This is a genomic window from Devosia sp. FJ2-5-3, from assembly GCF_029201545.1.
Lineage (GTDB): Bacteria > Pseudomonadota > Alphaproteobacteria > Rhizobiales > Devosiaceae > Devosia.
Genome location: NZ_CP104007.1, coordinates 1,314,118 through 1,328,624, shown reverse-complemented (window position 1 = coordinate 1,328,624; position 14,507 = coordinate 1,314,118). Strand labels below are relative to the sequence as shown.

Here is a 14,507-nt window from a genome sequence, read left to right as displayed (position 1 = left end):
CGCTCAAGGCTCAGTCTCCGCCATCCAGTCGGCTGCGCAGCGCCAGCAATTCCCGCCGCAGGCTTTCTGCGCCGGCTTCGGTGAGACCCGTGCCCCCTGCCGCGGCCAGGGGAATGGACATGGCCTTGGCCTCGAGCGCCCGCCCTGCCTCGGTCAGGGTGATGCGCACCTGCCGCTCGTCGTCCTCGTCCCTCCGGCGGGCAACCAGCCCGCGTGCCTCGAGCCGCTTGACCAGCGGCGTGATCGTGCCTGAATCCAGAAACAGCTGATCCCCCAGACCCTTGACGGTTATGTCATCCTTTTCCCACAGCACCAGCAACACCAGATACTGCGGATAGGTCAGGTCCAGAGCATCCAGCCTCGGCTTGTAAAAGCGGGTGAAGGCATGCCCTGCCGAATAGACGGCGAAGCATAGCATCTGGTCGATTTTCGGCATGGACGATCGGGTCACATTTCATCCTCAGCGGCGGCGAACAAAATCTAGCATGAAAAATTCTATTGCGTGCAATTTAATTGTGCGCAATACATATGCCATCAAAACGAAGGGATGCCCCGATGATCAAGTCAGCACTTTACACCGCTCACGCCCACACCACCGGTGGCCGCACCGGCACCAGCACCACCGATGACGGGCGCCTGTCTCTCACCCTCGACACCCCCAAGGCCCTCGGCGGTAATGATGGCGCCGGCACCAATCCCGAGCAGCTTTTTGCCGCCGGCTATTCCGCCTGCTTCCTCGGCGCGCTCAAGGCTGTGGCCCGCGCCGATAAGGTGAAGATCCCGGATGAGGCGACCATCGACGCCTCTGTCTCCATCGGCGAGAATGCCAAGGGCGTGGGCTTTGCCATCGCTGCCGAGCTGCAGATCACCCTCCCCGGCTTCGAGCGCGCCCAGGCCGAAGACCTCGTCGCCAAGGCCCATCAGGTCTGCCCCTATTCCAATGCCACGCGCGGCAATATCGACGTCACCTTGACGGTCCTCTGATCGGGACACCGCGCGCGGACGGCCCGCCCGCGCGCAACCTTGTCTTAACGATGCGCATAAACGCGCCATGAAGCTATCGAGCCTTAGGCTGGTCCCGATCCCTCCCGGAGCCCGCCATGAGCCCTCCTGCCCTTGCCCTCAAGGGCCTGTCGAAATCCTTCGGCCGGCCGGTCCTGCACGATCTCGACCTAACCATCCCCGCTGGTGAGTTCTATGCCCTGCTTGGCCCCAATGGCGCGGGCAAGACCACGACCTTGCGCATGGTGGCCGGGCTCCTGCCTCCGGACGCAGGCTCCATCGAAATTTTCGGCATCGACGCCCGCCGCGATCCCGTCGCCGCCAAGCGGCTGATGGCCTGGGTCTCCGACGAGCCCATGGTCTATGAGCGACTGACCCCGCTCGAATATCTCGAATTCGTCGCCGGCCTCTGGCAGGTCGAGCCAGGCAGGGCCGAGCGCTCCGCCCACGATCTCATCGACTGGCTGGGCCTCAAGCCTCACGCCGACGACCTTTGTGGCAGTTTTTCCAAGGGCATGCTTCAGAAGGTCGCCCTTGCCGGCGCCTTGGTGCACGATCCAAGCCTCATCATCCTCGATGAACCCCTCACCGGGCTTGATGCCGGCTCCGCCCGTCAGGTCAAGGACGTGCTCCTCGAAAAGGTGCGCCAGGGCTGCACGATCATCATGACCACCCACATTCTCGAAGTGGCAGAGCGTATGGCCGAGCGGATTGGGGTCATCGCCCAGGGCCGTCTCATCGCCGAGGGAACGCTGGAAGAGCTCCGTGCCCGCAATGGTCATGATGGAACGCTCGAGGAAATCTTTCTCGGCCTCGTCGCCGAGGACAGCGCCGCGTGACCCTCCCCTCAAGCTCGATCCTCTGGTTCGCCCATCACGAGTTCCGTCTCGCCTGGCGCGACTGGCTTGCCATGATGTCAGGCGGCAAGAGACGCCGCGCTTTCGGCCTCGTCCTCGGCGGACTGATCGTCTACGCCATTCTCCACCTGATCGCCGCTTCTCTGGTCTCGACCGCCCTCGCCGACGGCGTTTCGGCCGACAAGCCAACCCTCGTGCTCGTATCTGGCCTCGGCCTCCTCTTTTTCGCGGTCATGCTGTCCCAGGCGCTGGAATCGATCACCAGGGTCTATTACGCCCGCGCCGATCTCGATCTGATCCTCAGCTCCCCGGCCTCGAGCCGCCGCGTTTTTGCAGTCCGCGCCTGCGCCACGGCGGTTTCGACAATGGCGCTGAGTTGCCTGCTGTTCAGCCCCCTCATCAATGCGCTCGCGGCTCTGTCCGGCCCGCAATGGCTGCTCGCCTATCTTGTCGTCATCGCCCTCTCGGCCTTGGCCGTTTCGATCGCCATTGCCGTCACCCGCGCCCTTTTCGCGCTTGTCGGCCCCAAGCGAACGCGCCTCATCGCCCAGATCGTCGCCGCCATCATCGGCGCCGGCTTCGTCATCGGCATCCAGGCCGTCGCCATCATCTCGCTCGATGATTTTTCGCGCTATGCCCTGTTCCAGTCCGAAGCCCTGATCGCGGCCAGCCCGTCGCTCGACAATCTTCTCTGGCTCCCCGCGCGCGGCGCCATGGGCGATCCCTTCGCCGCCTTTGCGGTTCTGCTCGGCGGCCTGGCGCTTCTGGTCTTGTCCGTGTCCGCCTTTGCCGGCAGCTACCAGGATCTCGCGCTCTCCACCGCCGGTGTCGGCCAGGCCAGAAGCCGCCAGCGTCGCGCCCGCGCCCAATTCCGTCCCCGCTCGCAGCGCCAGTCACTTCGCCTCAAGGAATGGCGCCTGCTGCGCCGCGATCCCTGGCTTCTGTCGCAAACCCTGATGCAATTGCTCTATCTCTTGCCCCCGGCCCTGCTGCTCTGGGTCAATTACGGGCAAAGCATCAACAGCTACATCGTCGTGGTCCCAGTTATCGTCATGGCCTCGGGCCAATTGGCGGGTGGCCTCGCCTGGCTCGCTCTTTCCGGCGAAGACGCATTCGACCTCGTCAACACCGCGCCTCTTCCTCCCAGCACCATTCTGCGTGCCAAGATAGAAGCGGTGCTGGCCATCATCGCCATCGTCCTGGCCCCCTTGTTGCTGGTTCTGGCGTGGCTCTCCCCGCCCATGGCCGGCATCACCGCGCTCTTTGCGGGCCTGTCCGCCGCCTCGGCCACGGCCATACAAACCTGGTTCCTGGTCCCCTCGCGCCGCGCTTTGTTCCGGCGGCGCCAGACCGCCTCTCGCGCTGCCACCATAAGCGAGGCCTTTGCCTCAATCCTGTGGGCGGGGACGGGCGCGGCGTTGGCCGCCGGCACCGTCCTTGCGATACTACCGGGCTTTCTGGCGCTTCTGGTTCTCGGCATAGCACGGGCGCTCGCGCCGCGACGAATTCAGGATATTCCCAATGCTGATGCGTGAAGCACGCCCCGACGACATTCCTGTCATGCTCATCCTCGCCCACGCTGGCGACGCCCGCGGTGCGGAAACGCCACCCCTCGATACAGATAGCCTATCCGATCTTCGCTACCGGCAGGCTTTCGACACTATTTCCGCCGACCCCAATAACTGGCTCTACGTCGCCGAGCACAATGGCCAGGTTGTGGGGACGCTCCAGATCACCCGCGTCCCCGGCCTCTCTCGCCTCGGCACCTGCCGCGCCATGCTCGAAAACGTCTTCGTCGACCCCGATCATCGCGGCGCGGGCATCGGCACGGAAATGATGAATTGGGCCATCGCGCACTGCCGTGACCTCGGCTGTTCAATGGTCCAGTTGACCTCGAACAAGCTGCGCCTCGACGCGCACCGCTTCTATTCCCGCCTCGGCTTCGAGGCGACCCATGAAGGCTTCAAGCTCTATTTCTGAGCGCTTAGCGCGTTTACAGGAAAAGTGGACAGCACTTTTCCAGTTCGAAAGCGCGACCAAGACTGACTTGGAGTAATTTCATCGCCGCAATAACGCGGTGAATGCTCTAGAACAGAATGGCGAGGCCCATCACTGCCAGCAGCACGATGATGCCGATCCCGATCAACATCAGCACGAAGACGATCTTGGCCAGGCCCGCGGCCCCGGCCGATACCCCGGTAAAGCCCATGGCTCCCGAGACGACGGCGACGACGATCAGAATAAGGAGAAGTTGCAGCATGACGCGTCCTGCATTTGGATGATCCTTGCAGAAAACGTCACGCCGCGCATTTGTGTTCCCTAGGGAGCCAATCCAACCGGTACGGGCGGAGGCGTCTTGAGCACGGTAATGCGCACCCGCTCATTGGCGGCCATGTAGGGATCATTGGGGAAGAACGGCTCGTCCGTTGCGCGTCCGGTCACGGCCTTGATCCGGTCATCGGAAAGTCCGAACTCTCCGAGGATCGAGCGCACCACATTGGCGCGGTCTGCCGACAGCTCCCAGGCGCCATAGCGCGGATTTTCATATCGCGTACCCGCTGCCGTATGTCCCGAGACAGTCATCTGCGCATTGAGTTTCTGCAGCACCGGGGCCATGGCGGCGACGGCGGCGCGCGTCACTTCGACGGGATATTTCGAGCCTTCGGGAAACATCCGCCGTCCCTGCTGATCGACAATCTGGATATCGAGCCCGTCCTCGGTCTCTTCCACCATGAGATTGTCGATAAAGGGCGTCAGCTCCGGCATGGATTGCCAGGCCTGACGAATGCTGGCGGCCGCCGAATGGAAATCCTGCGCATCACGGGATTTGAGATCGAACTCGGAATCGCTGGACGCCTGCCGCTCGCTGCCGTTTTCCTGCGCCTGTCCGCCCGTATCGAGGTCAGCTTCGCCCGTCGTCGCATTGTCCGGCGATGCGGGTTCACGCGCCGTTATATCTGCGGCCGAACCGGACATGGCGGCACCGTCATTGACCATGGCAATGCCGCCCATCACCCCGCCGGCACCGCTTGTCGCAGTGCTGATCGAGGGCGGTGAGAAATAGTCGGCCAGCCCCTGCTTCTGCTCGGCGGTGGTCATGTTGATCAGCCACATCAGAAGGAAGAAGGCCATCATCGCCGTCACGAAATCGGCATAGGCGATCTTCCACGCGCCACCATGGTGGGCATGCTTATGCTTCTTGACCTTCTTGATGATGATCGGCTGCTGGAAATTGGCCATGGCGGGCGCCTTATACGATATCTATCAAGTGGCCGCCGGCAGGGCCGCAGTGGCTTCTTCGACCTCTTCAAAGCTCGGGCGCACTTCGCTCATCAGCGCCTTGCGCGCAAATTCCACGGCCATGACCGGCGGCTGGCCGCCGATATGAGCCAGCAGGCCAACCTTCATGGAGAGGAAATATTTCGACTCCGCTTCGAATGTGCTGCGCAGCGACTGCGCCATAGGCCCGAAGAAGCCATAGGCCACGAACACGCCGAAGAACGTGCCGACCAACGCGCCGCCGATCAGATGGCCCAGCACTTCAGGCGGCTCGGTAATCGCGCCCATGGTCTTGATCACGCCCAGAACGGCGGCGACAATACCCAGTGCGGGTGTTCCGTCCGCCAGCGCCTGCACGGCACTCACGAGGCGTTCCTGCTCCTGGTGATGGGTCTCGAGTTCCTCGTCCATCAACGCTTCCATCTCGTGGGCGTTGTTGGTGCCCATGGTCACCATGCGCAGATAGTCGCACATGAACTCGACCGCGTGATGGTTCTGGGCAAATGTCGGAAAGCGGTTGAACAGCTCGGATTCGTGCGGGTTCTCGATATGCGCTTCGATCGCCAGCACGCCCTTGGACTGGATCAGCTTGTAAAGGCTGAACTGCAGGCCGAGCAATTCGACATGGGCCGCCTTGCTATAGCGTGGGCCGCGGATCAGGGTCTTGAAGATAAAGCCGGTCTGCTTGAGCACAGGCGCCCCGTTGCCAATGATATAGGCCCCGATCGCCGCGCCCAGGATGATCACGAATTCCCAGGGCTGCCACAATACCTCGACATGTCCGCCCATAGCGGCGTACCCGCCGAGCACGCAGGCAAACACAAAAATGACACCGATTATGAGACGCATGGGACCCGACCTGGACGCAACACTAAACTGAGCGGGGTGCGGCAGCGTTGACTCTGCCTACTCCAGCGCCCCGACAATGCCGGGTTTAGCCTTAACAGCGGGTGTATAGTGGTGCACATGGCGGTCGGGACCCGCTTTTTACCCTCCCCATGACAGCAGGCTCAGTATCGTGCTAACCCCACACCCTTTCCCGAACCCGGCGATGTCATGACTGCTGCTGCGCCTCTCTCCATCTATCTCGTCGCCACACCGGGCCTTGAGGCGCCGCTGGCCGAAGAGGCGCGCTCCGCCGGCTTCAACGACGCCAGGGTCGTCGAGGGCGGCGTGTCATTTGCCGGCTCCTGGCACGATGTCTGGCGCGCCAATCTGCAATTGCGCGGCGCGACACGCGTCCTTGCCCGCATCGCCGAGTTTCGCGCCATGCATCTGGCGCAACTGGACAAGCGGGCCCACAAGCTCCCCTGGTCCGATTTTCTCGTCCCGGGCACGCCGTTGCGGGTTGAAGCCAGCTGCAAGCGCTCGCGCATCTATCACGATGGCGCGGCCGCCCAACGCGTGTCCAAGGCGCTCGAGGACACTCTGGGCGCTACCATCACCGAAGACGCGGCCCTGCGCATCATGGTGCGCATCGAGGACGATCTGGTCACCATCAGCATCGACACGAGCGGGCAGTCCCTGCACAAGCGCGGCTTCAAGGAGGGCGTCGCCAAGGCCCCCATGCGCGAAACCATGGCTGCCATGTTCCTGGCTCAATGCGGCTACTCCGGCGCCGAGCCCGTGCTCGACCCGATGTGCGGCTCCGGCACCTTCGTCATCGAAGCCGCCGAGATCGCTGCGGGCCTCCTGCCCGGCCGCGCCAGGGACTTCGCCTTCGAGCACCTCCCCTCCTTCAACCGCGCCGCCTGGGCTGAGATGCGCCGCCCCGGCCCCCTCGCCACACCCGAGCACCGTTTTCACGGCTCCGACCGCGATGCCGGCGCCATCCGCATGGCAAAAGAAAACGCGGACCGGGCAGGCCTGGCCGAACTGATCGAGTTCCAGACGCAAACTATTGAAAACCTTGAGCCTCCGGCCGGTCCTCCCGGCCTCGTCATGGTCAATCCGCCCTATGGCACCCGCATTGGCGACCGCGCGCCCTTGGTCCCCCTCCACCGCACCATGGGCACTGTCCTCAAGACCCGGTTCAAGGGCTGGCGCGTCGGCATCGTCACCGCTGACAAATCCCTCGCCCAGGCCACCGGGCTCTCCTTCCAGCCCATGTTGCCAGCCGTTCTTCATGGCGGCATCCGCGTCGCGCTCTACCGCACCGGCCCGCTCTGAGCGCGCGGAATTGCGTAAAATTTGAACCAATTGCTAACCATAATGGCAGCTCTGCGCCCAGCGCACGCAACCATTGCCCCCAAAATGGCTTGCTTTGGCATCATCTTGATTCTGGTCGTCACCAGCCAAGGACCCCAGCCATGTCGGACCTTTCGCGCATCCTCGTAGCCGAGGACGAAATTCTGTTGCTTCTGTCGCTCGTCGACGGCCTTGCCGAGTACGGTCACGAGGCCGTCCCGGTCACCAGCGCCCGTGCCGCTGTCAGCCTGCTCGATACTGGCATCGACGCTCTGGTCACCGATATTGAACTGCCGGGCAATTATAGCGGCCTGCAACTCGCCCGGCTCACGGCCCGGCTGCGCCCCGGCCTGCCGATCGTTGTCGTGTCGGGTGGCGTCCGGCCCAAGAGCGACGACCTCCCACCCGGCGCGATCTTCCTGCCCAAGCCCTATCGCGTCGAAGACATACTCTCGGCGCTGGAGCGCCAGCGCACCGCCCGCGCGGCCTGAGCCGGTCGCTACGCGCCCTCGGCCTGCCGTGCGCGCACAATGTCGAGATAGGCAAGGCACATCGCAATCACCTGTTCCCGCACGTCGGCCTGCCGCTTGACCGGCAAATTGCGCTCGAACACATTGCGCACCGTGCCGAAAATCACCGACAGCAACGTCAGGTTGACGAGCTCCAGATCAGTGAATTGCGCATCGCTGGCACTCCTGAACATGGCAAGCGTGGCCGCATCGGTTCGCCGCGCAAAAGCCTCGACGAGCGCGTCATTGTCGAGTTCCACCGCCGATTGGTAGAGCGCCCGCGTCACCTCGCTTCGCTCGGTCTTGGCGTCCCAATAGGCGTTGACCAGCGCGTGCACCATCTCACCGACCGGCGCACCGTGCCGCGCCGAACAAACCGCCTCCACCTTCTCGGCGACAAAATCGAGATAGCGCTCGTTGAGCGCGTAGATGAGCGCCTGCTTGTGCGGAAAATATTGGTACATCGTCCCAACTGACACACCGGCCCTCTCGGCCACCCGCGTCGTCGTCAGCCGCGTCTGTCCCTCCTTGAGCAAAACCTGAATGCTGGCCTCGAAAATCGCGTTAAGCGTCACGCTGGCGCGCCGCTGAACAGGCTTTTTGCGGGCCTCCAGATGGCTGGGATGTGCGGCGTCCATATGCGAATCCTCAAACTGAATGATCCTTCATATACTCCGTTCCATCTTCAGGACAAAGGAACGAATCCTTCATGACCGCCTCTCCCCGCATTGCCCTCGTCACCGGCGCCAACAAGGGCATCGGCCTCGAAATCGCCCGCCAACTCGCCTCCGAAGGCATCATCGTCTATATCGGCGCCCGCGATCCCGCCCGTGGCGAGGCCGGTGCCTCCAGCCTCGCTGCCGAAGGCCTGGCCGCAAAAAGCCTAGTGCTTGACGTTACCGACGAAGCCAGCATCGTCGCAGCGGCAGCAGTGCTCGCCGCCACCCACGACCACCTCGATATCCTCGTCAACAATGCCGGCATCGTCGATCCTGCCGATGCTCCCCCCGGCAGCGCCTCGCTCGACGCGGTCCGCCGCCTCATGGACACCAATTTCGTCGGCGCGCTCGGCGTTACCCAGGCCGTGCTCCCGCTCCTGCGCAGGGCCCCGGCCGCCCGCATCGTCAATCTTTCGAGCTCATTGGGCTCGCTGGCGGTCAACAGCGATCCCACCTCGCCCTATTATTCGGCCCGTCTTATTGGCTACAACGCCTCCAAGGCCGCCCTCAACATGCTGACCATCCAGCTCGCTGCCGAACTGGCTGGCACCGGCATCACCGTCAATTCGGTGAGCCCCGGATACGTGAAGACCGACCTCACCGGTTTCAATGGCTATATGACCCCAGAGGAAGGCGCGCGCCTTCCGGTCCAATATGCCCTCCAGGATGAAGCCCCGGTCACTGGCCGCTTCCTTGAACCCGGCGCTGAAACCCCTTGGTGATTGCACCGCCTGGCGGCCCATCCCCTCGCCCTTCCGGCAAGAGGGGATGGGCACGCTTTCTTCCTCCCGGGGAAAAGCGCCCCCGCAAGGCGATAGCGCGCAGGGTGGGCCCGGGGCCAAAAAACCATCGCAGGGCAAACCGGAAGCCCTCGCCCTTCACTGCGACGCGCACCCGAACGGCAGGAAGGTACTGGCCACGCCCTCGTTCATCATCACGATCGAGAGCAAATTGGCGATCTCGATCTCTTCGATCGACTGCGGGCAGGCGCGGCTATTGTCGCGGCAGCCAGAGGCAATGAAGTTCTCGTTCATCGCGATGAAATTGTAGTTCAGATCATCCGACCCGACCTGGTCGATGGCCCGCCCCCACGCCTTCTCGTAAAGACTGCATTTCTGCTGCTGCCAGGCGCTTGCCGTTTCCTCGGCTGGCGCATGGGAGCCAAGCGCCAGCAGCAGGACGAGAGCGAGGCCAGGACGCATCACTCATTTTCCTCGTCTGCGCAGGCGACCTTGCCCACGACGGCCCCCTCGGCCGCCGCGCGCTCAAGGCAATCGCATTGTTCCTCGAAGCGCAATTGCTCGTCCTCGGTCAGCTTTTCCCCTTCCACCAGCAAATCCAGCTGAGAGCGGCACAATGTCGCCTCCGAAGCCAGCATGCCCTGCGCATATGCCGGCCCTGCGATCATCGCCACAACAAGAGGAACAAGAGAGAATTTGGTCAGTGCATGGATCATGCTCGTTGTTTTACCGCTCAATGCGGCGTCGATAGGGCCGTGCGAACATCATCCTGCCATTCCGATTTGAGCGCCCGGGGCGGCAGCCAATGTCTTATAGCGGCTCTCTTGCGCACCGTTCCCCCTTCCCTTCCGCCGACTCTTCCGCTAAACCGCCCGCTTAACCACCATGTTCGGTCTTTTCCCCTGCGCTGCAGTGCTCAACTGCCACGCGGGTTTCGCGCGGACAGGTGTGTCCGGGCGATTCTTCCCCTCGCCCGCCTCAGTAAGATCAGAGCAGAGCGAGCCCCGAATGCCGAAGCGTACCGACATAAAATCGATCCTCATCATCGGCGCGGGCCCCATCATCATCGGGCAGGCTTGCGAGTTCGACTATTCCGGCACCCAGGCGTGCAAGGCGCTCAAGGAAGAGGGCTACCGGATCATTCTGGTGAACTCCAATCCGGCGACGATCATGACCGATCCCGATCTTGCCGACGCCACCTATATGGAGCCGATCACGCCTGAAGTGGTTGCCAAGATCATCGAGAAAGAGCGCCCCGATGCGCTCCTGCCCACCATGGGCGGTCAGACGGCCCTCAATTGCGCGCTCTCGCTGCGCAAGATGGGCGTCCTCGAAAAGTACAATGTCGAGATGATCGGCGCCACCGCCGAAGCCATCGACAAGGCCGAGGACCGCGAGCTCTTCCGCGACGCCATGAAGAAGATCGGGCTTGAAACCCCGCGCTCCATGCTGGCCCACAATTCCATCGAAGCCCTTCAGGCGCTCGAGGTCATCGGCCTTCCCTGCATTATCCGCCCGTCCTTCACCCTGGGCGGCACCGGCGGCGGCATCGCCTACAATCGCGAGGAATATCTCGCCATCTGCGAAAGCGGCATCGACGCTTCGCCCACCAATGAAGTTCTGGTCGAGGAAAGCGTCCTCGGCTGGAAGGAATACGAGATGGAAGTTGTCCGCGACAAGAAGGACAACTGCATCATCATCTGCTCGATCGAGAACATCGATCCGATGGGCGTACACACCGGCGACTCGATCACCGTCGCGCCGGCCCTGACGCTGACCGACAAGGAATACCAGATCATGCGCGACGCCTCGCTGGCGGTCCTGCGCGAGATCGGTGTGGAAACCGGGGGCTCCAACGTCCAGTTCGGCATCAACCCGGCTGACGGCCGCATGGTTGTCATCGAAATGAACCCGCGCGTGTCCCGTTCGTCCGCGCTCGCCTCCAAGGCCACCGGCTTCCCGATCGCCAAGGTCGCAGCCCGTCTCGCCGTCGGCTACACGCTCGATGAATTGGACAATGACATCACCGGCGGCATGACCCCGGCCTCGTTCGAGCCGACCATCGACTATGTCGTCACCAAGATCCCGCGTTTCGCCTTCGAGAAATTCCCGGGCGCCGACAATCGTCTGACCACCGCCATGAAGTCGGTCGGCGAGGCCATGGCCATCGGCCGTACCTTCCAGGAATCGCTTCAGAAGGCGCTGCGCTCGCTCGAAACCGGTCTTACCGGCCTCAACGAGATCGGCATTCCCGGCCTCGGCGAAGGCGAAGACAAGAACGCCATCAAGGCCGCCCTCGGCACCCCGACGCCAAACCGCCTTCTGCACGTCGCCGAAGCCATGCGTCTCGGCGTTTCCAACGAAGACATCTTCGAAGCCTGCAAGATCGATCCGTGGTTCCTCGAGCAGATGCGCGGCATCGTCGACATGGAAGCCAAGGTCAAGGAATTCGGCCTGCCCAAGGACGCCGTCAATCTGCGTCAGCTGAAATCCATGGGCTTCTCCGACGCCCGTCTGGCCCAATTGGCCGGCCTCAAGGCGTCCGACGTGCGCAAGCTGCGCCATAGCCTCGAAGTGCGCCCTGCCTTCAAGCGCATCGACACCTCCGCGGCCGAGTTCGCCTCGCCCACCGCCTATATGTATTCGACCTATGAAGTGCCCTTCGGCGGCAAGGTCGACGACGAGGCCCGCCCGTCCGATCGCAAGAAGGTCGTCATTCTCGGCGGTGGCCCGAACCGTATCGGCCAGGGCATCGAGTTCGATTATTGCTGCTGTCATGCCGCCTTCGCGCTGGCTGATGCCGGCTACGAAACCATCATGGTCAACTGCAACCCGGAGACCGTCTCGACCGACTACGACACCTCGGACCGCCTCTATTTCGAGCCGCTGACCGAAGAGGACGTCATCGAGATTCTCGAGACCGAAAAGCAGAACGGCACGCTCCACGGCGTCATCGTCCAGTTCGGCGGCCAGACCCCGCTCAATTTGGCAGAGGCTGTGCTCAAGGCCGGCGTTCCGATCCTCGGCACCCAGCCCGACGCCATTGATCTCGCCGAAGACCGCGATCTCTTCTCCAAGCTTCTCAACAAGCTGGAGCTGACCCAGCCCAAGAATGGCATCGCCTATTCGCTGGAACAGTCGCGCCTTGTTGCCGAACGGCTGGGCTATCCGCTGGTGATCCGCCCGTCCTACGTTTTGGGTGGTCGCGCCATGGCCATCGTTCATTCGGCCAAGGAATTCGAGACCTATATCCAGGACACCCTGACCGGCCTCGTGCCGCCAGACATCCTGCAGCGCTACCCCAACGACAAGACCGGCCAGATCAACTCGGTCCTCTCCGATAACCCGCTGCTGTTTGACGCCTATCTCTCGGGCGCCACAGAAGTCGACGTCGACTGCCTCTGCGACGGCAAGACCGTGTTCGTGGCCGGCATCATGGAGCACATCGAGGAAGCCGGCATTCACTCCGGTGACAGCGCCTGCTCCCTGCCCCCGCGCACCCTCTCGCCCGAGATCATCGCCGAGTTGAAGCGCCAGACCGCTGAACTCGCATTCGCGCTCAAGGTCGGCGGCCTGATGAACGTCCAGTTCGCCATCAAGGACGACGTCATCTACCTGCTCGAAGTGAACCCGCGTGCCTCCCGCACCGTGCCCTTCGTCGCCAAGGTCATCGGCGAACCCATCGCCAAGATCGCCTCGCGCATCATGGCCGGTGAGAGCCTTGAGAGCTTCAATCTCGTCGAGAAAAAGCTCAAGCACATCGCCATCAAGGAAGCCGTGTTCCCGTTCAACCGCTTCCCCGGTGTCGACACGGTTCTCGGTCCCGAGATGAAGTCGACCGGCGAAGTCATCGGTCTCGACACCGATTTCGCCATCGCCTTCGCAAAATCCCAGCTCGGCGCCGGCCAGAAGGTGCCGACGTCCGGCAAGGCCTTCATCTCGGTTCGCGATCAGGACAAGCCCGACATCATCGACATGGCCCGCCATCTCGTCGAAGCCGGCTTCGAGATCCTCGCCACCGAAGGCACCCAGCGTTATCTCGTCGACAACAACATTGCCGCCACCAAGATCAACAAGGTGCTCGAAGGCCGTCCGCACATCGTCGACTCGATGAAGAATGGCGGCGTGCAGCTCGTGATCAACACCACCGATGGTCTGAAGTCGATCTCCGACAGCCGCGACATCCGTCGCACCGCGCTGCTCGCCAAGATCCCCTATTACACCACCATCGACGGCGCCATGGCCGCGGTCGAAGGCATCATCGCCTATCGCCAGGGCAATCTGCAGGTCCGTCCCCTGCAGGATTATTTCGTGGCCTGAGCCGCTAACGACCTTGCACCTCCCCTTCGCGGGGGGCTCGAAGGGGGTGTCGATCTCGACACCCCCTTTTTCTTGGGCTAAATCACAGCCCACCATGAAGTCCGCAGACCGAACCAGCGCCATAGCGTTCCTGCGCGCCTGACACGCGCCGAGGGAACGCCTTTCAAACCGGCCAAACGCGCCGGCGCACACTGCTGCGCGCCCACCGGTCCTCCCAAAATATTCCGCAATTCGTGCCGCCCCTGCGGCCAAATCTTCATGGATCAATCATGTCCAATTACTTCGAAAGCCCGTTCCTGGGCATTCCGCTCGATCGTCAGGTCACCAATCCCAATATCATCGTCGGCCGTTACAGCTATTATTCCGGCTATTATCACGGCCACGGCTTCGACGATTGCGCCCGCTACCTGATGACCACCCCGGGCGTCGATCGGCTGATCATCGGCGCCTTCTGCTCCATCGGCTCTGGCGCCGCCTTCATCATGGCCGGCAATCAGGGCCACCGAAACGACTGGGTCTCAACCTTCCCCTTCGCCTTCGTGCCGGATGCGCCTGAATTCGCCACGGCCAACAATGCCTTCCAGCCCGCTGGCGATACGATCATCGGCAATGACGTCTGGATCGGTTCGGAGGCCATCATCATGCCGGGCGTAAAAGTCGGCGATGGCGCCGTCATCGGCACAAGGGCTTTGGTGACAAGGGATGTCGAGCCCTACACCATTGTCGGCGGCAATCCGGCAAGACCCATCCGCAAGCGCTTCGCCGATGAGGACATCGCGCTCCTCCTTGAGATGAAGTGGTGGGACTGGCCGGCCGAAGATCTCACCGATGCCATGCCATTGCTGACATCGGCCGACATTGCGAGCCTCTACGCCTTCTGGCAGCGCCAATAGG

The 14,507-nt window shown here is 62.7% G+C and carries 16 protein-coding genes; 9 read left to right on the top strand and 7 right to left on the bottom strand.

Annotated features, from left to right (window positions below; translation table 11 throughout):
• Positions 1–10 precede the first annotated feature (10 nt).
• A complete protein-coding gene (locus tag N0P34_RS06410; RefSeq protein ID WP_275606933.1) occupies positions 11–436 on the bottom strand; it encodes a MarR family transcriptional regulator in 426 nt (141 codons plus the stop codon).
• Between the two features lie 119 nt (positions 437–555).
• Between N0P34_RS06410 and N0P34_RS06405 the strand changes: the two genes are divergently transcribed.
• The 4 genes from N0P34_RS06405 (at position 556) to N0P34_RS06390 (ending at position 3,839) form a co-directional block, all read left to right on the top strand.
• Positions 556–984 carry an organic hydroperoxide resistance protein gene (locus tag N0P34_RS06405; protein ID WP_275606185.1) on the top strand — a complete coding sequence of 143 codons (429 nt, stop codon included), beginning with the start codon at positions 556–558 and terminating at the stop codon, positions 982–984.
• A 116-nt stretch (positions 985–1,100) separates the two neighbouring features.
• Positions 1,101–1,841, top strand: coding sequence for an ABC transporter ATP-binding protein (locus tag N0P34_RS06400; protein ID WP_275606184.1), 741 nt, complete (start codon positions 1,101–1,103; stop codon positions 1,839–1,841).
• A complete protein-coding gene (locus tag N0P34_RS06395) occupies positions 1,838–3,394 on the top strand; it encodes a permease (RefSeq protein ID WP_275606183.1) in 1,557 nt (518 codons plus the stop codon). Before N0P34_RS06400 ends, N0P34_RS06395 begins: the two co-directional genes overlap by 4 nt.
• Entirely contained in the window at positions 3,381–3,839 is a 459-nt protein-coding gene (locus N0P34_RS06390) for a GNAT family N-acetyltransferase (RefSeq protein WP_275606182.1), read from the top strand. Before N0P34_RS06395 ends, N0P34_RS06390 begins: the two co-directional genes overlap by 14 nt.
• A 106-nt stretch (positions 3,840–3,945) precedes the next feature.
• Here N0P34_RS06390 and N0P34_RS06385 read toward each other — a convergent pair whose 3' ends face one another.
• From N0P34_RS06385 to motA, 3 genes are read right to left on the bottom strand one after another with little or no spacing between them, the layout of a single operon-like run.
• Positions 3,946–4,119 carry a DUF1328 family protein gene (locus N0P34_RS06385; protein ID WP_275606181.1) on the bottom strand — a complete coding sequence of 58 codons (174 nt, stop codon included), beginning with the start codon at positions 4,117–4,119 and terminating at the stop codon, positions 3,946–3,948.
• Between the two features lie 59 nt (positions 4,120–4,178).
• Positions 4,179–5,099 carry a flagellar motor protein MotB gene (locus N0P34_RS06380; protein WP_275606180.1) on the bottom strand — a complete coding sequence of 307 codons (921 nt, stop codon included), beginning with the start codon at positions 5,097–5,099 and terminating at the stop codon, positions 4,179–4,181.
• A 24-nt stretch (positions 5,100–5,123) separates the two neighbouring features.
• A complete protein-coding gene (motA, locus tag N0P34_RS06375) occupies positions 5,124–5,987 on the bottom strand; it encodes a flagellar motor stator protein MotA (protein ID WP_275606179.1) in 864 nt (287 codons plus the stop codon).
• A gap of 207 nt (positions 5,988–6,194) precedes the next feature.
• Between motA and N0P34_RS06370 the strand changes: the two genes are divergently transcribed.
• On the top strand, positions 6,195–7,307 hold the full coding sequence (locus N0P34_RS06370; protein ID WP_275606178.1) for a class I SAM-dependent RNA methyltransferase: 1,113 nt from the start codon (positions 6,195–6,197) through the stop codon (positions 7,305–7,307).
• A 140-nt stretch (positions 7,308–7,447) separates the two neighbouring features.
• Positions 7,448–7,816, top strand: coding sequence for a response regulator (locus N0P34_RS06365; protein WP_275606177.1), 369 nt, complete (start codon positions 7,448–7,450; stop codon positions 7,814–7,816).
• Between the two features lie 8 nt (positions 7,817–7,824).
• Here the strand turns inward: N0P34_RS06365 and N0P34_RS06360 are convergent, their stop codons facing one another.
• Positions 7,825–8,472, bottom strand: a complete 648-nt coding sequence (locus N0P34_RS06360; RefSeq protein ID WP_275606176.1) for a TetR/AcrR family transcriptional regulator — start codon at positions 8,470–8,472, stop codon at positions 7,825–7,827.
• A gap of 71 nt (positions 8,473–8,543) precedes the next feature.
• On the opposite strand from N0P34_RS06360, the gene N0P34_RS06355 reads away from it, so the two are divergent.
• Entirely contained in the window at positions 8,544–9,275 is a 732-nt protein-coding gene (locus tag N0P34_RS06355; RefSeq protein WP_275606175.1) for an SDR family oxidoreductase, read from the top strand.
• A gap of 156 nt (positions 9,276–9,431) precedes the next feature.
• Here N0P34_RS06355 and N0P34_RS06350 read toward each other — a convergent pair whose 3' ends face one another.
• The gene (locus N0P34_RS06350) at positions 9,432–9,755 is read right to left on the bottom strand and encodes a hypothetical protein (RefSeq protein ID WP_275606174.1); all 324 of its coding nucleotides are present in this window, start codon (positions 9,753–9,755) and stop codon (positions 9,432–9,434) included.
• Positions 9,755–10,009: a hypothetical protein gene (locus tag N0P34_RS06345; protein WP_275606173.1), complete on the bottom strand. Its 255-nt coding sequence runs from the start codon at positions 10,007–10,009 to the stop codon at positions 9,755–9,757. The genes N0P34_RS06350 and N0P34_RS06345 overlap by 1 nt, the downstream gene beginning before the upstream one ends.
• A 292-nt stretch (positions 10,010–10,301) precedes the next feature.
• Between N0P34_RS06345 and carB the strand changes: the two genes are divergently transcribed.
• Both carB and catB read left to right on the top strand, forming a co-directional pair.
• Positions 10,302–13,613 carry a carbamoyl-phosphate synthase large subunit gene (gene carB, locus N0P34_RS06340; protein WP_275606172.1) on the top strand — a complete coding sequence of 1,104 codons (3,312 nt, stop codon included), beginning with the start codon at positions 10,302–10,304 and terminating at the stop codon, positions 13,611–13,613.
• A gap of 269 nt (positions 13,614–13,882) precedes the next feature.
• Positions 13,883–14,506: a type B chloramphenicol O-acetyltransferase gene (gene catB / locus N0P34_RS06335; RefSeq protein WP_275606171.1), complete on the top strand. Its 624-nt coding sequence runs from the start codon at positions 13,883–13,885 to the stop codon at positions 14,504–14,506.
• Position 14,507: the final 1 nt, after the last annotated feature.